This is a genomic window from Geoalkalibacter subterraneus, assembly GCF_000827125.1.
In the GTDB taxonomy this organism is placed as follows: Bacteria; Desulfobacterota; Desulfuromonadia; order Desulfuromonadales; family Geoalkalibacteraceae; genus Geoalkalibacter_A; species Geoalkalibacter_A subterraneus.
Genome location: NZ_CP010311.1, coordinates 607,144 through 629,487, shown reverse-complemented (window position 1 = coordinate 629,487; position 22,344 = coordinate 607,144). Strand labels below are relative to the sequence as shown.

At 59.1% G+C, this 22,344-nt stretch carries 10 protein-coding genes; 6 read left to right on the top strand and 4 right to left on the bottom strand.

Annotated elements, in window-relative coordinates:
• Window positions 1–101: 101 nt before the first annotated feature.
• Window positions 102–1,568 carry a CRTAC1 family protein gene (locus GSUB_RS02880; protein ID WP_040199111.1) on the bottom strand — a complete coding sequence of 489 codons (1,467 nt, stop codon included), beginning with the start codon at window positions 1,566–1,568 and terminating at the stop codon, window positions 102–104.
• A gap of 482 nt (window positions 1,569–2,050) precedes the next feature.
• On the opposite strand from GSUB_RS02880, the gene GSUB_RS02875 reads away from it, so the two are divergent.
• The 6 genes from GSUB_RS02875 (at window position 2,051) to GSUB_RS02850 (ending at window position 10,465) form a co-directional block, all read left to right on the top strand.
• On the top strand, window positions 2,051–3,070 hold the full coding sequence (locus GSUB_RS02875; RefSeq protein WP_040199110.1) for an ethylbenzene dehydrogenase-related protein: 1,020 nt from the start codon (window positions 2,051–2,053) through the stop codon (window positions 3,068–3,070).
• A gap of 47 nt (window positions 3,071–3,117) precedes the next feature.
• Window positions 3,118–3,873 (top strand): carboxypeptidase-like regulatory domain-containing protein, encoded by a 756-nt coding sequence (locus GSUB_RS02870; RefSeq protein WP_040199109.1) that lies wholly within the window; start codon window positions 3,118–3,120, stop codon window positions 3,871–3,873.
• The gene (locus GSUB_RS02865; protein WP_040199108.1) at window positions 3,873–4,778 is read left to right on the top strand and encodes a HEAT repeat domain-containing protein; all 906 of its coding nucleotides are present in this window, start codon (window positions 3,873–3,875) and stop codon (window positions 4,776–4,778) included. Before GSUB_RS02870 ends, GSUB_RS02865 begins: the two co-directional genes overlap by 1 nt.
• A 234-nt stretch (window positions 4,779–5,012) precedes the next feature.
• Entirely contained in the window at window positions 5,013–6,524 is a 1,512-nt protein-coding gene (locus tag GSUB_RS02860) for a 4Fe-4S binding protein (RefSeq protein WP_040199107.1), read from the top strand.
• A gap of 3 nt (window positions 6,525–6,527) precedes the next feature.
• Window positions 6,528–7,865 (top strand): tetratricopeptide repeat protein, encoded by a 1,338-nt coding sequence (locus GSUB_RS02855; protein WP_040199106.1) that lies wholly within the window; start codon window positions 6,528–6,530, stop codon window positions 7,863–7,865.
• Between the two features lie 89 nt (window positions 7,866–7,954).
• On the top strand, window positions 7,955–10,465 hold the full coding sequence (locus GSUB_RS02850) for a fused MFS/spermidine synthase (RefSeq protein WP_040199105.1): 2,511 nt from the start codon (window positions 7,955–7,957) through the stop codon (window positions 10,463–10,465).
• A gap of 90 nt (window positions 10,466–10,555) precedes the next feature.
• Here GSUB_RS02850 and GSUB_RS02845 read toward each other — a convergent pair whose 3' ends face one another.
• The 3 genes from GSUB_RS02845 to GSUB_RS17835 all read right to left on the bottom strand — a co-directional run bounded on the left by GSUB_RS02845 (window position 10,556) and on the right by GSUB_RS17835 (window position 22,323).
• Window positions 10,556–20,296 carry a CxxxxCH/CxxCH domain c-type cytochrome gene (locus GSUB_RS02845; protein WP_040199104.1) on the bottom strand — a complete coding sequence of 3,247 codons (9,741 nt, stop codon included), beginning with the start codon at window positions 20,294–20,296 and terminating at the stop codon, window positions 10,556–10,558.
• Window positions 20,297–20,619: 323 nt separating this feature from the next.
• Window positions 20,620–21,423, bottom strand: coding sequence for an Ig-like domain-containing protein (locus GSUB_RS02840; protein WP_040199103.1), 804 nt, complete (start codon window positions 21,421–21,423; stop codon window positions 20,620–20,622).
• 120 nt (window positions 21,424–21,543) lie between these two features.
• On the bottom strand, window positions 21,544–22,323 hold the full coding sequence (locus tag GSUB_RS17835) for a hypothetical protein (RefSeq protein ID WP_052464429.1): 780 nt from the start codon (window positions 22,321–22,323) through the stop codon (window positions 21,544–21,546).
• Window positions 22,324–22,344 lie beyond the last annotated feature (21 nt).

Below are 22,344 nucleotides of genomic sequence, written 5' to 3'. Positions count from 1 at the left end.
AGATGCTTTGTATTAATAGATATGCAACGGGCCTGTCCGGCAAATTAAGCACAGGCATTTTACAGCAGTCCCTTAGTGATCTTCGTGCCTTAGTGGCTGCCTTATCTCCGAGGCTCGTCAATCTCCAGGCGCTGGCCGGAAGCAACCCCCTCCTGGCGGACTTCAATGCCGCTGGGAAAAACGACGACCAGGTCGACCACAGGCCTGTCCGCCAGGCCGAAATGGACAGTCGCCGGCTGCTGCGCGCAGAAACCGGTGGCGGAGCGCAGTTCGCGCACGGCGATCAAGTCACCGGTTTCCGGATCCAGAATTTTGACACGGGCGCCGATGGCCTGCCGGTTGGATACGGTTCCTTTCAATGCGACCTGTAGCCAGCGGCTGTCATTGCGGTGGTTTTCGTAAAGCTTGTTGGGCGCGCCCCAGTTGATCACATAGAGGTCGAGGTCACCGTCGTTGTCGATATCGGCAAAGGCCGTCCCTTTGGTACGCACCATTTCGCACTTGAGCTCCGGCTGATCACCGGCCACGTCATCAAAAAGTCCCCGGCCGTCATTGAGATAAAGCTGGTTGGCCAGTTTGCAGTCCCCTTCGTAGAGGTCGAGATCTCCATCATGGTCGATGTCGCCGAAAGTCGGCCCCTTTCCCCAGCCGTCGTGACCGCCCCGGATATGGGCAGAAGCCTTGGTAAAGGTACCATTGCCGCTGTTTAGATACAGCTGATTGCCCCCGACATAGTTAGACACAAACAGGTCGAAGTCGCCATCGTTGTCCACATCGGCAAAGGCCGCGCCCAGCCCCCAGTTGGGGTCATCGACTCCGGCGGCACGGGCATTTTCTGTGAAGGTGCCGTCGCCGTTGTTCATGTAGAGCCGATTGCGCTCGCCGGCCGGATAACGGCCGTTGACCACATAAAGATCGGAATACCCATCATTGTTCACGTCACTCCAGATCCCCATCCAGCTCCAGGACGGGTCACCCACGCCGGCCTGCTCGGTCACATCGGAGAACGTGCCGTCGCCGTTATTACGGTACAGCACGTTCTTTGCGCCGACACCGTAATTGGCGCAGTAAATGTCGAGGTAGCCGTCGTTATCAAAGTCGACCATGGAAGCTCCGTAGGTAAAAGCCTTGAGCCCCACCCCGGCCTGCTCGGTGATGTCGGTGAAAGTACCGTCACAGTTCCCTTTGAAAAGACGGTTGGCTTCGATTTCATAGGTGCCGCCGGTCGCCAGATACAGATCAACGCAGCCGTCATTGTCGATGTCCCCGAAAACGCTGCCCATGGTCAGGCCGGGATGGTCCACCCCTGCGCCGGCCAGCGCCGTAGCGTCCATCATCACCCCGTTGCCCTGATTGAGATACAATCGGTTGGCGCCCCCTTTGTTGGAGACATAAAGATCAACCAGACCGTCATTGTCGACATCGGCAAAAGCCACCCCTTTGCCCAGGCCGTCGTCGGCCACCCCGGCGGCTTCGGATATATCGCTGAAATCCACGGCAGCAGGCGCAATCGTTCCCGCAAGCAGTACCATTGAAAAAACCAAAAAGCCGACACATCCTTTGAGCATGGCCATATCTCCTTTTAACCGATCAAGCTCGCTAAATCACCGGATGAAAGATTGGTCAGATCAATCTTCCGCCGAGTATCTTCTCAGAAAAGCACCGTCGAAGCGAGCATTTACCATTTATCCTCTCCCGTTGGAATCCTTCACGGTAAAGAGTGAATAAAAAACCATGAATCTTCTGCAAGAAAATGCAAAATACAAGCCGCTTTTCACTTCTGATTTTCAGTTATCCGAGACAAAATTCCGACATCAAATCTGCCTTGCACACAGTTTTTTATCGATACCCTCTACAACGCACCCTGACCTATATATTTTTTCGGCTGGTATGCTCTTTGCTGTTTGATTAATGTTATCATATTGATCTGTGTTGCCAATAAAATAGACATTCGACAGTTGAAGGACCAACCAAAATGAGGGTCTCTCTCCGTACTCTGTCTTTTTCTCAGCGACTCTGCGTTAAAAAAGCGCTTTCACTAAAGGACAAAATGAACCTTCACCGTGTCATCCTGACCTTTTTTTCTGCCTTAACCCTTATCTCCTCATGTCGCGAGATACCCGCCGACCGGCTCTATGCCCTGAAGCTCGAAAAACCACCGAGCGAGACGGACTGGCAGAGAACGCTTCCCCGCACGGTCACGGTGCGCGGAGGGAGACCGCACAAGGAGAATCCTCTGCCTGATATCAACGAGGACACCGTTCATACGTCCACCCCCTCCTGTCATCACGGCGGGCAGCTGCCTGACCCGATCCGGGTGGAAATGAAAGCCTTCTATACGGAAACGGACCTTTATCTGCGTCTCGTCTGGCGCGACCCCACTGCAGACACCGCTCTCAACCCCTGGATCTTCGACGGCGAGAAGTGGAACAACGAACCACGTTTGCAGGATGGTCTCGGCCTGATCTGGGCCGATCCGGCACAATTTTCTGACTTTACCTGTGCGCGCTCCTGTCATATCGATGACTTCGGAGTATCAGGCAGCGGCTTTCATGCCGGTCACCGCATGAAGCTTGCAAGTCCCGACAAAGTGCTTGACCTGTGGTCCTGGCAGGCCGATCTTACGGCGCGTCTGGGGTTCGCCGATGACCGCCGCATCGACGAAGAAGGGATGCACGGCGACCTACCCGGAGAAATCTTCAGCAGAAATTCGCGCATGGCCAGCCTTCAGAACTCAACGGACGCTCCTTTCGGCGAGCAGGACCGCCCCCTCGTCGATGCCGACGGTCGACCGCCCGGCGGCAGATTTTACGCGCCGGGCACTCTGGCGCCGGGGTACCTGGTTTCACCTCCTCACGGCAGCCGCGCCGATGTCAGCGCGCACAGTCGGCACGAGAACGGGCGCTGGGTTCTGACCCTGAGACGAAATCGGATCAGCGTCGATCCTCTTGATCGATCTTTTCTGCCCGGGGAGGGAAACGCGACCCATTTCGGTCTTGCGGTCATGGATCACACCTTGAGCGAGCATTATGCTTCGACTCTGCGGGAAACTTTGGTGCTGCTGGAGTGATATTTTAACGCAGAGACGGAGAGAGAAAATCGAAGACGGAGAGAAATATGATAGGGAAAAGATATCTGCGGATTTTTATTGGAGCGTTTCTGCTCTGTTTTATAGTGTCGTGTAATCAGGCGCCGTCCGATTCCGAAACGGCGGGCGAATGGCTTGCTGTCGTCGAGGGGCGGGTTACGGCGCCGCTGGCCGACGCCTATCTCTACGTCTACCAGGAGGGGATGGATCTGTATGGCCCCGCATTTGCGGTTTCCGCCGCCAGCGACAGCGACGGACGTTTCAGTTTAAGCCTGCCCGAGGGCGACTATATTGGAGTGGTGCGCAAACGCGCCAACGGCGAATCTTCCGGGCCGGTGGTGACCGGCGACCATCGCAGCGAGTTCCTGACTCTCACAGTCCGCGGGGGGGTGACGCAGGTCGCGGTGGAAGCGCCGCTTAAAGTCGGCGACGATAAACAGTTGGCCGCAGAACAGGATTTAACGCAGACGATCCTCAGCGGACGCATTTTGGATAGTGAGGGACGACCGGTGGAAGGCACACGGGTGCACGTCTACGACCATGTGCAAATGTCGGAGCGGCCCAAGTTCGTCTCGGAAAAAACCGGCCCCGACGGCCGCTATCTGATTCATCTGCCGGAGGGGGGCACCTACTACCTCGCCGCGCGGGATAAATTCGGCGGGCCTCCCAAGATCGGCGACCTCTACGGCCGCTACGACCAGGGTACCATTGAACCCTCCGCGGTGGTGCTGCGCGAAGGCGAGCAGCGCCAAAACGTCGACATTTACGTCACACGGGTCTGGTAATGAAACGAGCTCTGCTTTTTTTATTTTTCTTCATTCTGATGGGGTTGGTGACGGGATGCGAAAGCGACCGCACCCCCCTCGACTTCAGCGACCTGGAACGTCAGGCCCGTCAGGGCGATGCAGCTGCGCTGCGTAAAACAGCGCAGCTGCTGGGGCATCCGGTTCTCAGCGAACGCGCCTATGACCTGTTGATGGAACAGGGCGAAACATCCGTGCCCTTTCTCATGGAGTTGATCAAAGACCCTGACGCCGCCCGGCGCGAGGCGGCCATTGCCGCGCTCGGCAACCTCGGCGCGCAACAGGCGGCCGACAGAATTGCGCAAATCCTGGCCGATACCGCCCTGGAGCGCCGCTACGTCGCGGCCTGGGCGCTGGGCAAGATCAATGATCCGTCATTTACCGGGAACCTGATCGCTGCGCTTGACGACGCCAATTTCGAGGTGCGCCGCCAGGCGGTGCGCGCCCTGGTGCGCATTCATCGACCGGCGGTCCCCGCCCTGATCGAGGCGCTGCCCCATGCCTCACCGCAGATGGCCCGCGGCATCATCCACGCCCTGGGCGACATCGGCGATCGCCGCGCCCTCCAGGCGCTGCTCGAACAACCCCATGCGAACCACCGGGCTGAAACCATGCTGGCCCTCGGCAAGCTGCGCGATCCGCAGGCCACGGACGCGCTTATTGCCGGACTGACAGACGGGGACTGGGAGGTCCGCATGAACGCCGCCATGGCCCTGGGCCCCCTCGGCGCCCAAAAAGCTGAACAGCCTCTGCGGCAAACCCTGGAAGATGAAGTGACCGTGGTCCGCGAGTGGTCGGCCCGCTCACTGGAAATGATCACCGGTCAGCGCACCCTCTACCGCAACGCCAAAGGGGAGATGGTGCCGCCGGATAATGTGTATCACTGAGAGATGACAGACATAAAAGCTTTTCAACACGAAGACACGAAGGAGTCACTAAGAACACCAAGAAAAAAATAAGAAAAGAATCAAAACACTTTTGACAGGATCAACAGGAATGACAGGATTAATACACATGCTCAGAAATTTTTAAATTCCTGTAGATCCTGTTAATCCTGTCGCTCTTAAAGCTTTTCTTCGTGCCTTCGTGTTAAAAATGCCTCTTAACGAGACGTAAATATCATGCTGAAAAACATCTTCAACACACCTCTCCTCGGCCCGGTCATGCGGTCGCCATGGACCTGGCGCATCGCACGTTTGCTGTGCCTGGCTGTGGTGCTGATTATGATCGCCGCCGGCTGGCACCATCACGCCATCCCCGGCGTCAAGGTGCCTGACCCTCTGATGTACACCAGCCTCACCACCCATCTGTTCTGGGTGTGGTGGATCATGGGAATCGTATTTATCGCTCTGTTGTTCGGTCGCGGCTGGTGCACAGTTTGTCCGCTGGGGTGGATCAACGGGCTGGCCAACCGCTTCGGATTCAACCGCCCGTTGCCCCGGTGGCTGCAGAACTTTATCCCCGTGACCCTGGCGCTGCTGGCGCTGCAGCTGGCAGTCTATTTTCTGGAGCTGCACCGCCACCCCGACCTCACGGCGCGCCTGCTGGCGCTGCTTCTGCTGCTGGCCGCGCTCGCCGGACTTGTTTTTCGCGGCCACGCCTTCTGCCGCCTGCTGTGCCCCGCGGGCGCCGTTTTCGGCCTCTATGCGCGCCTTGCCCCTTGGAGCCTGCGGGTTCGCAACGCTGAGACCTGTGAAGCCTGCAGCGAAAAAAACTGCATTTCCGGCAAGCCCTTGTGGCGCAAGCTGGCGTTGGGTCCGGCGGTGCTGTTCTGGCACGGGCAACGCAAAACCTGCCCCGTCGACCTGGTGCCAGAGCAGATGAACGACGCGGCGGCCTGCACCCTGTGCCTGCACTGCGCCCACAACTGCGACAACGACAACATCGCCATGGGGCGCAGGCCCTGGCTCGGCGATCTTGGCCGCGCGCCGCTGGCGCCCTCCGAGACCCTGTTCTTTCTCGTCCTGCTGGGGCTTCTCACCGTCAATTTCACCAAGGTCTATCCCGACCTGCGCCAATGGGTGTGGGCCGCGCCCGAGCAGGCCGCGCTGCTGCTGGGGTGGACAGGCACGGGTTATTACCTGCTTGCGGCGCTGTGGGCCGCCGTGATCTTTCCCCTGCTGCTGCTCCTTCCTGCCTGGGGAATCTGGCGCTTGAGCGACCTGCGGATAACGACGCTGACAGACGAGAACTCGCCTCCGCACCCTGCCCCCACCTCAGCGCCCATAGCGGAAATCGGCTTCTGGGCTCGCATGGGGCATCTGGCGTTGCCGCTGATTCCGCTACTGCTCACCATTCACCTGATTCTGGCGGTGGTCAAAATCAACGCCAAGGCGGGGTTTCTGCCCTATGCGCTGCGCGACCCCGGCGGGGTGAAGAGCTACCTGGCCATGAACGTCATGCATACAGTGCCCTCTCCGGGGCTGCTGCTGCAACTCGACACCCTCAAATGGGTCATCATGACGCTGCTGCTCGGCGGCGCGGCCCTGTGCCTCCCGGCGGTGCGCCGCTGCATGCGCGCCCTGCCCTCAGGCACCTCGACACCGGGTTTTGTCACCGCCATGGCGGTCACCGTCGGCATGCTCAGCGCTCTCTACGGCTCAACGGTAATCCGCTGGCTTTTCGTGAGGTAGGCTATGTTCCGCTCTATCGCAATTGTGATTTTTCTGCTCGCTCTCTGCGCCTGCCAGGATTCGGCCCAAGGCCCTGCGCCAGTTCCCGTAGCCGTTCCTGCGGACGCTGAGAAACGGCAAGCACAGATCGTTCAGGATTCCTCCGTTCACCGGGTGGAGCATCCGGCCGAGGCTCTGCCTATCTGGCGCACCCATGTCGCGCAACGCCCGACGCTGGTCCTGTTTTCCCAGGATCCTTTTCTACTGCCGATCCCTGAAGAGCTGGAACGGGAAGCTCTGGAGCTGATTCGCAGCGGCCCCCCTGAGAACATAGCGGATCATGCCGCTCCCGGCCGTCCCGATCCGCTGTTCTTTCCCTCCATGAGCGTCAGGCTTGCACTGCAGGCGGGATTTTTCCGGGAACTGATCTGGGTCATTCCCTCCGCCCATGACCCCGATCAGCTTGATCTGGCCACCCTGCGACAACAGCTGACCGAGGCCGGGATCCTGAGTGAAAGCGAAGGACACTCCCTGCACGCTGCTTCCGAGGGCTTTGCCGGCACTGCCGGCGGAGTGCCTTTTCGCATCGTCCACCCTGAGCAACTGCCTGGGCTTGAGGGGCTGGTCATCACCCATTTCGATCTGAGTTTTTTTGGCGAGCTCTACCGCAACGAAGTCAAAACGCCCATTCACGACCTGGGTCGGGAAATGCTGGTCCAGGTGCGAGACAAATCGTGGGAGACTCTCGCCACGACCCTCACCGCCGGCAACCGCAGCGGGCGCGTGCCCCTCGACCTTCGGTTCCTCGTCGAACGCCTGAGGTTCTGGCTGGACAACCCTGCGCAACTTGATGCTCCCCTTCCCGCCCCCTGGCGCGAACAGGCCCAGGCCCTCTATCTGGCCACATTCCTCGAAACCGAACGCGTCGCCGAAAAATTAACGAAACTGTGCGAGGAACATCCGAACGAGGCCGCCTTTCATTTTGCCCGCTACCGGGCTCTTCGAGCGGTGAAACAGGGGAACCAGGCCCTTGCAGCCCTCGAACGGTCCGTCTCCCTTGATTCGGTCTATGCCCTCGAATATCTGCCGCTGGCTACAACCGCGCGCGATGCGGGGCGTCTCGAAAAAGCCCTGCAGATGCAGGAACTGGCGGAGAAGGCCCTGCCGAACGACCCATTGATCAGAATGCGGCGCATCGGCCTGCTGTTTGAACTTGAACAGATCGCTCCTCTTCGGGATCTTGCCCAAGACTTGGCACGTCTGCCCTGGTCCGACATCTACTATCCCGAGACTGAAGAGCAGCTTTCCAGAATATCGACACTCACTGAAAATGATTTGAAATCATTTGTCTTTCAGGAATAGGCAATGCTAGAATCACGCGATTCGCACATATTCTCCTAAAGCGCACAAGGTGCGAACAACGGCCCATCAACTCTCATCGGAGGCATCCGATGCCGGAACTCTCTTCTTCCCGCAAAAAGCTGATCTATATCCTCTTCGCCCTGTCAGGCTTCTGCGCACTGGTGTACGAGGTGCTGTGGAGCAAGTACCTCTCCCTGACTTTCGGTAACACCATGTGGGCTGTCAGCATCGTCACTGCGACCTTCATGGCGGGGCTGGCATTGGGTTCGTTTCTGCTGGGTCGCTACACGGTTCACCCCAGAGTCAATCTGCTGCGCACCTATGCCGTCCTTGAAGTCGGTATCGCTGTCACCGCCCTGCTTTTTCCCCCGACTCTGCGGCTGGTGGAGACAATCTATATTTTCTGGGCTCAGGTACTGCCGGGTCTTCCCCTGCTCACTCAAAGCCTGCACCTGTTCTTCTGCGCCATTTTGCTGCTGCCGCCCGCTATTCTGATGGGCGGCACCTTTCCGGTCATGTGCCGCCTGTTTGCACGCCGCAAATGTGGCGGACAGATCGGACGCCTCTACGCCATGAACACCCTGGGTGCGACACTTGGCACCCTTGCCGCCGGCTTCTGGCTGATCCCTGCATTGGGCTTGTCATGGACCGGCTACCTGGCCGTTGCTCTCAACCTGGCGATCGCCGAGGCCGCCTATCTGCTTGCGCGAAAACAGCCTGATCCAACGCCGGTGCTCCCCACAACCAGCCTGCCTTCCTGGCAGCCCCGTGCAGCTCATCACCGCCCGATTCTAGTCGGCATTGCACTGATCGGTCTTTTCTCTCTGGCCTACGAGGTGCTCTGGACTCGAGTTCTGCTGCTTTTCCTGGGCAACACGGTCTATGCCTTTTCCATGATGCTCTCGGCGTTTCTGGTGGGGATTTCACTGGGAGGTGCACTGTACGCGCGACTGGCCAGACCGGACATGAATGAAAAACGGTTGTTCTGCCTGCTGACATTATGCATGGGCCTGACTGTGACCGTCATGGCGCCATTCTACGATCAGCTGGCGCTGGCTTTTCAATGGGCCCATGACGTTTCTGCAGAACGCTGGTGGCTGCTGTCTTTTCTATCCTTTTTGATCACCTTCGGCATTGTCGGACCGCCGACCATCCTTTCCGGCGCGCTGCTGCCCGCAGCGGTGGCGATTCTTGATCCCGGCAAGCGGCAGACCGGCGCGGGCGTGGGGCTGGTGGTTCTGCACAATACTCTCGGCGCGGTGCTCGGCAGCCTTGCCGCCGGTTTTTTTCTGGTCCCGGCGCTGGGACTGCTGGAAAGCATCCAGGCTCTCGCTCTGCTCAATACCGCTTTCGGCCTCTATCTGATTTTTCGCTTCCGTCCCTTTCCCGCCCTTGTGCGTTGGGGAACGGCAGCGACAGCGGTGCTCGCAGGAATACTGCTGCAGACGTTGACCTGGGACACCAAGCTGATGAACAGTGGCGTTTACTGCTACGCCCCGAAATACCTCGCCATGGGGGGCATAAAGGAAGTTCTCAAGGATGAACGGATTCTCGAAGTGATCGAAGGGCGGGGGACGACCGTAGCGGTTCACGAAAGCCTTGATGGCAACCATCGCTTTTTCACAGTCAACGGCAAGACCGATGGCGGCACGGGACGCGACATGAGCACCCAGGTCCTGGTTGGGCACCTCCCGCTTCTGGCTCATCCGCAGCCGCACGAAGTGCTGGTGATCGGGCTCGGCACCGGCGTGACCCTGCGCGGGCTGGCGCAGCACCCCACCCGGAACATCGACTGCGTCGAAATTTCACCGGAAGTGGTCCAAGTGGAACCTTACTTCAGGGAAGCCAACGGCCATGCTCTGAACAATCCGAAAATCGATCTCATTGTGCAGGATGGCCGCCATCTGCTGCTGACCCAGAAAAAAATCTACGATATCATCATCTCAGAACCTTCCAACCCCTGGCAGGTGGGCAATGCCAGCCTCTTTACCCATGACTTCTACCGCCTCGCCGCCTCACGCCTGGCGCCGGAGGGTATTTTCTGCCAATGGATCGGGCTCTACGACATCACTCCCGACAATCTCAGGCTCGCCTTCAGGACTTTCGTCGACATTTTCCCGCACGTGCAGGTCTTTCAAACCGGCGCCGACATCATTCTATTGGGGGCGCAAGGCGATTTTTCCTTCGACTATCAACTTCTTGCCGACCGTCTGACTCTTCCGGAGATAGGGAAGGTCATGGCAGAAATCGACATCCGCGCCCCGGGCGATCTGATCGCGCGCCACTACCTGTTCGGTTCCGACGCCGCGCACCGCCTTGCAGCGGCTGCCGACCGCATGAATACCGACGACCGCCCGATCCTGGAATTTTCAGCCCGCTTCAACCTGGGAGAGCAGGTTCTTGGTCTGCACCAGCGCAACAATATGAATGCCCTGCTTGCGGCGCGACAGAAGGCCTGGCTCCCCCTGTCGAACCTGGGAGACACGGCAGCGGAAGCGGCAGAGGCGATGCGCGAATTGGGCAAAAGTTTCGCCCGGGCCGGCATGGAAAACGAAGCCGCCCATTTCATGCGCAGGGCGGCCGAGATCGAGGGAAGCTGATCAGTCTCCACCCCGCATCGCCGGATAAAAACCGATCAGCAAATGACTGAAAAAGAATCCAGTTGGAAAGCAGATGTCACCTCGCATCCTCTAGGGATGCACCACCTCATTCAGATTGTCCTTCATCCAGGGCGTCACCTTGTTCCATCCTCCCTTGAGCTGTTGCGTGGAGCGGCTGTCGTCGTAGCGGTGGCAGTTCTGCGCCGAAGCATAGTAGGCCGCCCGCTTATTACGATCCACGTTGTCCAGGCTGGAATCCGTGTACTTCGTCTGAGAGCTGGACTGGGCGTCATCCCAGGTGTTGTGGCGGATGTCGAGGCAGTTGGTGATCATCAGCTTCGGCAGCCGCGAGGCGTGCGGGTTATGGCACTTGGAGCAGGAGAACTGATGGTACATGACATCGATACTTGTGCTATCGACCGAGGCTCCCCAGTCATAGTCATTGAATCCATAGGCATAATATTCCGTCATGCTGGGGCTGTATCCACCTGATTCCGAATAGGTGCCACGATAGCCTCCTCCCGCTAATGAGTCGGCGCCCTGGCTGACGAACCCCATATCAGGAACAATACTGGTGTAGCTGCTGTCGGGACGCCCCTTTCCGCCAAAGGTATTGACATTCGGCGCAGGCCGCCCGTGACTATAATCGAAGATGTTGGCGGCGTTGACAAAGTCTGCTCCAATAGCGGAGTTGCTGTGGCCATTGGTGCCCAGCCACAGATTCTCTCCGCTCGCCTGATCCATGTTGTCGACATTGGAGCCATGGCACAGAACGCAAAGGCCGGCTGAATTTTCAAGGGTCCACCCGGTCGTCGGGAACTGAGCCGAGGTCTGTGTTGTGGCGCCGGTCCCCGGCACGACATTGTTCTGGTCGATATAATAGCCGCCCAACTCCCCGTATGCCGATCCGCCGCGCGGAACACGCCCGTATTTATTGCTTGCAGCACCGGAAGGGCTGAAAGAAGGAAGCGAATAGGTCTTGTTCCAGGGCGCACCATCTTCTTCATAGGGATTGCCCATCCACGTGCCGCGCAGATAGGGGGCGCCGCTCATCTCGTCGCCGGGCGCCAGGTTGCTGTCATGCACATCATGGCAGTTGGAGCAGCGGATCTTCGCTACCGGGTCGACCGTCTCGTCATAGCGCCCGCCATCGGCATTCCAGCTCACTGCGGAAGTTCCGTCGGGGTTGGTGGTATGAATCGACTGGATCTGCCCCCGCTTGTAATAAAAGGGGTCTCCCGACGATTGTCCATAGGCGCTCGACCATACCGCACCGACCCAGGAACTCTGGTTGAGGGTGCCGTAATCATAGGGGCTGTTGCCGGTAGCGGCGGAGGTATTGGTGCCCCACTCGGAAATCACCGGACTTTGCGCTTCATGACAGCCCCAGCAGATCTCGGCCAGAGTGTCGATGGGGTCGCCGCTCGCCAGCTGAGTGCGACCGCCGATTTCCCAGCGCAGATGGATACCGCCGGAGCGGTAACTGATCCCGACTGCGGGATTGTTGTTGATCAGCAGCGCGTCGGGGTCCCCGGAGCTGACACCGTCAGGCGACTGGGGATGCCCGGCCACGTGACAGTAGGTGCATTCGCGCACCACTCCGCCGTCACTGACGTGGGGGATTTCGCTGCTGTTGCCGGCGACATCATAATTTTTCCCGTAGAAACCGTGACACTCGTTGCACTTGGCGGTGGTATTGGTGGTCCAGGTCGCACCCGTATCGTGACAGCCGTAAGGATTGAGGCTGGCACAGGTGCCCGGCGTGCCCGGCCCCGAGGCATTGGGGGTAAACTGCGCAGGGGCCTCATCATCGTAGTCCGCTGCGATGTCGAAAGCCACATCCGGCTTGCCGTCCGCGTGCAACCCGGAGGTCATGGTGTCCTTGTGACAAAGGCGACAGGAATCCCCCTTTGCGAAGCGGAAGGACGAATTGAGATGCACCAGGTGCGCACCGACATAACGGCCGGCGTCATAGCCGTGATTATCCACCGGCGGGGAAGCCTGAATTTCCGGAACCGGCGCGTCGTTGATATTGTCATCCCAGATGCGACCGTAAGGATCCACATCGCGTGCTGCGCTGTGATCCCCATGACAATCGGCGCACTTCGGCTCTTCTCTAACGCCGTCGCGACCGCTATCCCAACGCGGAGTGAAGGGTCCATGACACCCGGATGCCTGGTTGCCGAGAGCGGTGAAATTCATGCAGGTGCCGCTGTCGCCATGCACGCCTGTGACCTCGTCATAAGTGCCGGTGGCATTGAACCCGCCCGCACCGTCCGTATCCTCATAGATCACCACGCCGTTCTGGGTGTACGTGACGGTTTCGCCCGAGATATTGGCCGTCACCGTCGGGTTGCGCGAGCCGTCGCCGCCGACATTGTACCCCCAGCCGAGCTTGAGTTGCCCGTCCTGGTGACGCACAGTGAAGTCGAGAACCTCCTCTCCATGGCATTTGGCGCAATCCGCCAGTGTATAACCGTGGGCGGCATGCACACCGGCCATGGCCGGTTCGTCCGGCGGGGTCGAATGGCAGATACCGCAGTATTTCGGTCCGCTCTGGGTGGTGATGATGTTGGAGAGCGGCGACCAGTTGCCCGCTTCGTCACCCACCTTCATGGCCACGTAGTATTCCTGGTCGGGCTCCAGCCCCAGCAGTTCATAAGTTTCCGCCGTGCCGCTGAAACCGGGAGCCGGTGGGTCTTCAGCCGCAGTCGCCGTATTGAAGTCGTAGGCGCCCTGCGCCGTCTTCTGGTAACGAATGTCATACTGCGAGGCGCGGGTGCCGTGATTGTAGCCGTCGTTGCCCACCGCCTCCCAGGCCAGCACAACGGAACCCTGCTTCGGTCGCGTCTCGGGGACCTGCAGAGACACTGCGGCCGGGGCTTCCGTATCGAGGCTGTTGTCAAGGGCATAGGATGCGCTGTCGGCGGTTGCAAAACTGGCATAATTATCCGGGTAAGCCATGCCGGTTTCGTGCAGATAACCGTCGTTGACCGCCACGCGGACCACGCAGTTGAAGCTGCCGCCGGTCAGACCGTCTCCCACCGTATCCCAGGTCACTGAGGTGTCTGTCGTTTGCGCGGCGACCACATACGGGAAGGTCACGCCGGCATCGGCGGAGCCGAAGACATCGTAAGTTACGGTCTGTCCCGTGTCGTTGGGGCTGGATGCGCTCCAACTGAGATCCAGATACCCCCCATTGGCCTGTTCGGTAATCGACAGACCGGCAACGGCATCAGGCGCATGATTGTAAACCTGCTCTCGCACCAGAAGCTGCCCTTTGTTGGTAGAATCGCCAAACCGGATATCCATATCCTGGGTGTTGCTTGAATCGGAAGTCACGCGCACGGCCAGTCGATGTCCGGCAGGAACGGTTCCGTCAAAATGCGACATAGGCATCCGCACCACGCGACGGGCCTTTTTCCCCATGCTGACCGATTCCGCAGAAATTGAACCAAGGGTATCGACCCATGCACCGCCGCCATCGGCATAGCCTAATTCGTAATCGAGCATCTGTGGGTCACGATTCCAGTTTTCGACACGGATGTCAAAACTGATGCCGGTCACCTTGGTATCGACGCTGTAGGCGCTGCCGGCAATCCAGGCAATGGAATTGCCGGGCCACAGTTCAACAGTTGAAGATGAAACACCGGCCCAGTCCGGATCGGCAGGATCGAGTTGAGGATCCAGCCCCCCGGCGGCACTAGTCGTGCCGCCGTCTGCCAGGTAAACAAGCAGTTCGGTCGGCAACGGCTGCTGCGCTTCCGCCATGCCGTAGAGAGTCACAAGATTTTCTTCCCGATTGGAGGGGGAAGCCCCATCCTCGGCCCGCACCAGGAAATTGTAGAGGATGCCGATCTGCAGATCCTGAACCCGATAGCGCAATGCGGTGGTTGTGGCCGTGTAAATGGTGTAGTCGCTGCCGCCTTCCGTCGGTGCGCCTCCGCCGCCATCCTCGGTATAGGAGGTTTCTACCTCGGGCAGAGAGCCGCCGCGCGAAAGATGCGTCTTGAGATTATAGGTGCTCCACCAGATGCGATAATCGAGAGGCAGCGTATGGTCCTTGGCCGCCGCCCAGCTCAGGTCAAGAGCGGAAGAGGTCTTTGTGCCGTCATTGCTGTATTCCAGGGTCGTTTCAACGCGATCGATACCCCAGAAGATCGGCACAACGTCGTCTTCGTGGGCCGTCGCTGCAGATACCGTCGCCGCAATATCCCCTGCATTCCCCGCTTCATCGTAGGCCCGCACTGCAAAATAATAGTTCTGGCCTGGCGTCAAGCCGTCGACCACCATGCGTTGGGCACGCCCCTGGCGTTGAGGAATGGGGGGCTTCCCGGCCGGGTTGGCGGAAGTGAAGTTGGCGTCATCGATCGGTGCAGTGCTCCAGCGCACATCGTAGCGATACACCGTCCCGTCGAGCTGTCCGTCATCCCCGGGAGCCGTCCAGGTCAGCAGCACCGTGCCGGGTTCATCCGTCTCACCCGCCACATGGGTTCCACTGGCATCATGGGTGGCCGCGCTCAGGCCGGCAGGTGCCCCCGGAACAACCTCGTCCCCGTACCATTGCGGGGTATAGGGGGCGTTGCCATGGCAGTCGAGATTGCTGCAGGTGCTGTAATTGACGCTCTGGTTGGTGCGATCGGCATAATTATAGGGTGTATAGCTGCCATCGGTGTCCAACGGAAACAGGCTGCCCGGGTTGGCCGGATCATCCAGCAGGTAGAGGTAGTAATCTCCAGCATCATCGTTGCCGGCCTGGCCGTCGCGATAGGTGTCGGCCGGCGCTGCGGCCTGGTCGCCGCTGTGCGCCCCCTGCGGATGGCAGAAAACGCAGGACTGGTTCTTGTCGGCGGTGGTGGCGCTGCCGGGACCGCCGCCATTGATGATATCGCCGATGGTAATAACATGCTGTGCATGGGCACCGGCGCGGTTGGGCCAGTCGACCGGATCCTTGCTGTCGACATCGGGCCAGAAATTCTCAAAGTTTTCCGCGGCAAGTCCGCCGCCATGGCATCCCATGCAATCCGCTTCAAATGCTGTTTCGCCGCTGTCGTGAACATGGCATCCGGTACAGACCGATCCCGGATTGTGACCGGCATCGTCTTCGGCCGCGCGGTTGAAATAAGCCACCTCGACGCTGTCATGGCACACCTGGCATACACCGTAATTGCCCCCGCTCAGTTCAGCAGCGGAGGTAAAGTAGCTGCTGCGGGCGCTGCGATCGGTAAAGCCGGTGACGTTAAGTCCACCGATCTCTCCGCGGATCATGGCATCCTGGCCGCCCTGGCCGTGAGGGTCGTGACAGGTGGCGCAGTGAAGGGCGTCGGTGCTGCTGCCACCAGCGGTCCGGGTGTTGCCGTAATGAACCACCATCCCGCCCAGGTTGATGTGACAATCCTGGCAATAGGCGTTTTTCTGCCCTGCCACAGAAAAGTCGTATCCTCCCGTACTGACTGAGAGCCGGTCGGCATCATCAAGCACGCCACTGATATGGGCGGAAGTACTGTCATGACAGTTGACACACTGTTGTGCCGGCGGGAACTCGCCGCTGCTCCGCCCGTGACCGACGCTGTCGAAGGAGCCCGCCCGCGCCGGGGCAGTCACTCCGCTGCCGTCGGCGGCGCTGTTGGCGGCGTCGTATTGGCCGTGACAACTGGCACAGGTCACCGACGTTCCTGCACTCCAGGCATCCTTGGCCAGATTAGCCGCTGTTGAGCCACCGTGGCAGTTGTCGCAACTGTGGATCCCGTCATTGGCGGGCTGGTGGATGGTACCGGAGGCAGCTTCATAAGGTGAAGCCGGTGTCGCACGATTGACAAATGTGATTGTGCCGTTCATATGGGTTAGCATGCCGCTCATGGAACTGTTGTTCGCATTGGACTGGTGGCATGTGTTGCAGTTGGTACCAATCCCTGGCCCGGAATTTCCCGAAAGATGTATCGGATGCGCCGTGGAAGAAGGAGATGATTCGTGGCAGACCCAGCAGTTTCCTGCAATCAAGTCAGTCTGCTGCCACATACTCGACACATCCCGCTGCATGTCGCCGTCAACCATCGGATGGCAGTCTAAACATCCATAATTTTGTGAATCATGACCTTGGTGACACCAGTTACACGTCGAATACGCCGACTGCCTCAGGCTAACAGCTCCATCTCGGTGAGCCGTATCGGAGCCATTGTCCACATGGCAGGTGATGCAGACCAAATTACCGCCATACATGGGATCGCGACCACCCAGGTGCTTGGTATGCGCGCCGGTGGTCGGGTCGGTTGCGCTGTGACACAGGGTGCAGTCGGCGGTGTCGACATCCCAGTCGGCCTTGTAGCTTGTGCCTGATGGATTGTGGCAGTCGAGGTTGGCGCAGGTATTGCCGCCGTCATTGCTCACGGCGCTGTTGAGCCAGGTGCTGCCGCCGCCCTGGTTGAAGGCGCTGTCATCGACCTGCACATCGGTGCCGGTGGGATTGAGATATTCATATCCCTGGTAGCGGATCTTGTCCGCGTCGCTGACCGCATCCTTGCTGTTGTTGTGATCGAGCCCCGGTCCCTGGGCTTCGAGCGTGCCATGACAATCGGCGCACTGGGTTCCGGCGTCGAAATGGGCGTTGTGCCGGGAACTCAGTGGCAGAGCTGCGGCCAGGGGGCCAGTGTAGGCCTGATTGCCAGCCGAAGTGGGATTTGCCGCATAGTAATGGCAGGCGTCGCAGGCCAGTCCGTCGGAGTCGGCCCAGGCACCGTCGGCCTCACTTGAAAGATGGCAGGCCGTCGCGCAGGTCTGAGTCGCCTCATCATAGCCCACCGCCGAGGTCAGAACTGTCTTGCGCCCAACTGAATAGCTGTGATTGTATCCGGCGGTGCGATCACCGGCCGGATCGTAGCTGTAGGATGCCGCGCCGGTGTGGCAGGCCTCGCAATCGCTGAGATCTTCTGCATCGGTGTGAAGGGTTACCAGCGCATGAGCCTCGTGGGCGCCGCTGGTCGGGGGATTGCCATGGCACTGGTTGCAGGCGGTCCCCACCGGGCTGAAATTCTTTGCGTGACCGTGGCACTGGGTGCAGTCGGTCCCGCGCATGTCGCCGGCGCTGTGCAGCCCGGTCACTTCGCGGTTGTTGTGGCTGATGCCGTTGGCGCTGCTGTGACAGGTGGCGCAGATATCATCGGCGTTGGCGCCGGCGCCGTCATCGAGTTCGTCGAAGGAATCGACGCCCGTGCGTGCCGTAAAGACAACGTCCCCGCTGAACGCGCCGCTACCGCTGAGATCCTTGCTGTTCTGCACGGATTGCGCGCGATGAACCATCTCGATATTGGCGGTACCGTGCGGATCGTGGCAGGCCACGCAATCTTTACTCTGATGGGTCAGGATCGAGGCGTGACACCCTGCACAGAAACCGTTTTTGTCGAGACTGTAATCCGCTGGGAATGCGCCTGCCTCGATCACTCTTGCGTCGTTGCCGCTGATGCCGTCGAAATGCCCGGGCGCGCTGCCGTCGTGACAGTCGAGGCAGGCCCGCGCGGCCGCGGCATTGCCGGATACGGGATAGGGTCCGTCGGCGGTCGGGCGGTTGTGCCCGCTGCCCGTGGCCAGCGATTTGTCAGGGGCCGTCTTCCCGCCAATCACGGAGAGGGTCGCACCGCCATGGCAGGTCAGGCAATCCAGGGTGCCGGCATTCCCCCATACAGGAACAGTTTCACCTTCATCCACCGCATGGCAGCTGTCACAGATGCCGTCAGTGACATCGATCTTGCCGTCGACATGTGCCGTGTGGGTCGCGTCATCAGAGTTTGTCGGATGACAGGCGCTGCAGGTCAGCTGCGGACCGCTTTCATCGGTCACGTGGCGGAGATGGGAGCCGCTCTCCGGAGCGTTGCCATGGCAAGTGCCGCAGGCGCCGCTGGCGGGAGCGTCCCAATCGGGAGTCGCGGTTGTGCCGAGGCCGTCGGAATGACAGTACACCGCGCAGCTGCCGTCCGTGCCATAGGATCCCGACCCGAGGACATTGCCTGTGCTCAATTCGTAATCGTTGGCGAAAAGGACATCCGCCGCACCGTTGACATGCAGGCCCGACTCAGCGCCACTGACCAGGTTATGAGCGTCGAGGGCAGTCTGTTCGTGGCAGATGACACAGGCGTAGCCGGCGTCGAGATGAGCATTATGCGCCCTTGAATTGCCAAGGTCTGTCATGGTTATGGAGTCATTACCATGACAGGCTGCGCAGCTGCTGATCGTGGTATTGGCCCAGGAGACGGTCTGAGTGGTGTAGTCGCTCAGGACCTTGGTGCCGGTGGCATTGCGCCCGCCGCCGTTGCTGTGGCAATAGACGTTGCTGCAGCTTCCATCCCCCGTCTTATCATAGCTCGGCGAAAGCAGGCCACCGGCACTGGTGACGGAATGGGCGCTGACACCGCTGAACACATTCTGGAAATTGCCATCGTTATGAGTCGTGGCGAAATCATCGTCGTGGCAGTGAGCGCAGGCCAGTCCGTAACCGCTGACGGAGCCGGCATGAGTCAGATGGGCGGTGGTGGTTTCCGGTTTGTAGTTCGCGTCAAGGCTGTAATCTCGGCTTCCGGAGACAAAGGCGTAGCCGTCAGGTCCGCCCGCGGTTATGGTGGAAGGCGGCCACCCATGACAGTCGGTGCAATTGGCACCGAAGGCGTAATCATTGCCCGCCGCATTGTGCCCATGACAGCCGTTGCAGTCCTCGCCCTCGATATGCATACGGGTGCTGCCAGGCATGCTGGTCAACTCACCGTGACAGCGTTCACAGTAACCGTCTGCGCTGCCGGCGCTGCCGGCCCACAATTGCGCCGTGCTTGAAGTGCCGCCCAGGTCGCTTGCCAGGTCGGTGTAGGAGAGCGAATTGACGACCCCGTAAGTCGTAGTTTCAGCCTGTCCCCGCAGGATATAGTAATTGGGGGTCCCGCCGTTGTAGGAATGGCCGCTGTGACACACCAGGCAACCGACAGTTTCAGTCCCGCTGCCATGTTCTTTATAGGCATGGCAAGCCTGGCACAGGGCAGAGGGGTCGGTTCCTTTAGGGCCATCGGCACGCAGAAGTTTTCCGTCCCCCTCACTCAAAGCCTGGGCGGGACCATCAACGGTGGTGCCGTCGGAATCGGTAAAATGCACACCATGACAGGATGAGCACGAAACTCCGCCCTCCACCAGGGTCACTTCGCCCTGCGCTTCTGCCACCTGCGCCGGACTCCTGTATTTATCCGGCGCGGTATCGTACACCGCCTGGTAGTCTGAAACGACGGGATGCGTCAAAAGGCCATGATCGGTGTTGTCGAGGTTCCAGGGTTTATGGCAGTCGAGACACATCTGCTCTTTGCCGTTTGTGCCCAGGCGAAGAATCTTGGTATTGGTGGCGTCGCGGCTGTGGGGGTCGTGACAGCGCTGGCAGGTCAGTTTGCCGGTTGAAATCCCATAGCGGCCGTAAAATACGCGACCACTCGGCGCCTGTGCACCGGCCGCTTCCTTAACATCGCGCCCTGCCCACATGTGGGAGGTCTGAGCGCCGGCACCACTGCCCTCCGACAGACCGGAGGGATAGGATCCCATGGCATTGCTGGCATCGGTGGGCGCGAACAGCCCTGTAGGGGTGGCACTGGTCCCATCAAGCATGGTGACCGAAGGAGGGTTGTCTTTATGGCACTCCAGGCAGACATTGGTAGCAGAGTTACCCAGATCTGTGTAGGAAACACCCAACTTATGGCAGTTCTTGCAGTCGAAATTATGCACTTCGATCGCATGCGCCGGCATGGCGATCCACAGAAAAATCAGGATCGACCCCAAAAAAGCGATGATGCTGTCATTCCGGCTCTTCAAATCAAGGCTCCACACCCCTCGTTTTTTCGTCAAAACACCGACCCGACACGCCATTTGACGAAGATCGGAGTTTTTCACTCCGCCAGGTTTAGCAAAAGGTCATTTAAAATCACTAATATTCAAAATGCAAAGATTTGTACCTTATCAAGCATGCAAACTTCACTCCGTTTTCCACCTGAAAGGGTGTGTTTAGCACAGGAAAACGCACAGACCCTTCTGGACAGCCGGATAAAAGAAACAGTGGTGATTTAAAAGGAAAGTCAGGAAGGGAAAGGGAGGCTATCTTGGGAAAAAAAGGAAAAGATAGTTGGAATATTATGTACTTATTGAGAGGGAGCCTCCGGCCGGCCCTGTCCACGGTTCCCGGCGGACGGGAGACTCAGCACTTCGATATCGAGCCCCGACACCCGACCTTTTTCCGGCGGCTTGACCGCCTGCGGTTCGTGACCTCCGTAAACGCCCACATAACCACCGCCCGCCAGCGGACCGCCGCCGTAGGACTCCCGGGCTCGAAGAAAAACCGGCCTTGAGCTGTTGAGCCGTAGAAAGTAAACGCCGTCCTCTCCGCTGCGGTCGGAAACCGCCACCGGCTGCGTAGACATGGCAGCATCGGCAAAAGCGAAAACCAGCACCCCTTGGACTGGCTTACCGTTTACATCGCGCACGACACCAGTCAGCGCCAACTCTGACTCGGACGCGAATCCTTCGTAAACCCACCCGTCCCGATGTAGACCCACATCCAGCGTCTGCCCGGCTTTGATGTGGACTTTGAGTGCCCCCCCCTGCGCGTCGGGACTCATCATGACACGATCACCTGGCCGGGGGGGGGCAACAACGGGGCCTGAAGTAGTGCGCACAATGGCGCCCAGGTAATACTCGCCCGGAGTCGCTTTCAATTCAAAGCGCCCCTCGGCAGAGAGAGGCACAACCGCCGCGGGAATAAGAATATACTTGCGGGGATCAGGAACCTTGCCCGAAGCCACATCCCACAGGGCAGCTACGCCGCGCAGCGGTTTGTGCGTGTCAAAAGCGACCTGGCCCACTACCGTACCCTGAGGGGGCAGTTCCGCGTGCGAAAGCAGTGGGGATATCAATAAAAGCAGGAAAAAAGATAAAAGATGCCGCATTATAATCCTCCCGATGGATGCCCCTTTATCCGCCAAAAAGACAGCGGATGTCAAATTTGGCCGAAAGACGCCTACCACCGAAATACAGCAGAACCAACAAGAGGTAGCAGAAAGGCTGGACTACTTGTTATGACAGGCCAGGCAGAGGGCGCTGCCGATGTTAGGAGTAATCAGAAAAGGGCGGTAGTCTTCGTTGGCAGTGGGATCATTGCCGTCGGGAATACCGGAATCATAGTTGACATGAGGGTCATGGCAGGAACCGCATTCGACCCTGTTCTTTTCGCCGTAGAATCGAACTCCGCTACCGATCGCAGCAGCGACATTGTGCAGCTGCCCTGTCTTGCCGCTGCTGCCGTAAAATGTCAGGACATCATCATAGCTGAAAGAGATCGGATGATCATCGGTCAGATCGGTCGTGGCATATTCGTCTTGAAGCGATTTTCCAATCGCGCCGCCAATGGTGCCAGGAAGTGTGACGATCTGCACATCCGTCATGCCGCCAATGGTCGGCTGGGTGCCAGTGCGGTTACTGGGGTTGAGGACATGATTGATCGCCATGGCGCCATCGTGGCAGCTCATGCAGATCAGCGACTCATCGCTGAGAACCCGTGTTGCACCGGCACTGATGGAGTCCAGAGTGGCGGTAGTGTAATGGGTAAAGGTGCTGTTTCCTGGGGAACTGCGGTTCCAGAGAGGACCATCAAGTGAACCACCATGGGGAGTGTGACAAAAGATGCAGATCTCATCCTCATTGTCGGACACGTAGTAATCCAGGGTCCCACCATCCTGAGAAGAGAGGTTATGAGCGGTATTAGCAACTCCCTGCGGTCCCATGACGGCGACAGCCGACGCCTGAAACAGCAAAAGGATAAAAAACATCGCTAGAATAATGCGCATCATGTTGGACCGGAACTCCCGCAC

Excerpts from the sequence above, each read along its gene's own strand:
- GSUB_RS02870 (WP_040199109.1), top strand. The coding sequence starts at position 3,118 with ATGATAGGGAAAAGATATCTGCGGATTTTTATTGGAGCGTTTCTGCTC.
- GSUB_RS02850 (WP_040199105.1), top strand. The coding sequence starts at position 7,955 with ATGCCGGAACTCTCTTCTTCCCGCAAAAAGCTGATCTATATCCTCTTC.
- GSUB_RS02880 (WP_040199111.1), bottom strand. The coding sequence starts at position 1,568 with ATGCTCAAAGGATGTGTCGGCTTTTTGGTTTTTTCAATGGTACTGCTT.
- GSUB_RS02860 (WP_040199107.1), top strand. The coding sequence starts at position 5,013 with ATGCTGAAAAACATCTTCAACACACCTCTCCTCGGCCCGGTCATGCGG.
- GSUB_RS02865 (WP_040199108.1), top strand. The coding sequence starts at position 3,873 with ATGAAACGAGCTCTGCTTTTTTTATTTTTCTTCATTCTGATGGGGTTG.
- GSUB_RS02855 (WP_040199106.1), top strand. The coding sequence starts at position 6,528 with ATGTTCCGCTCTATCGCAATTGTGATTTTTCTGCTCGCTCTCTGCGCC.
- GSUB_RS02840 (WP_040199103.1), bottom strand. The coding sequence starts at position 21,423 with ATGCGGCATCTTTTATCTTTTTTCCTGCTTTTATTGATATCCCCACTG.
- GSUB_RS02875 (WP_040199110.1), top strand. The coding sequence starts at position 2,051 with ATGAACCTTCACCGTGTCATCCTGACCTTTTTTTCTGCCTTAACCCTT.
- GSUB_RS17835 (WP_052464429.1), bottom strand. The coding sequence starts at position 22,323 with ATGATGCGCATTATTCTAGCGATGTTTTTTATCCTTTTGCTGTTTCAG.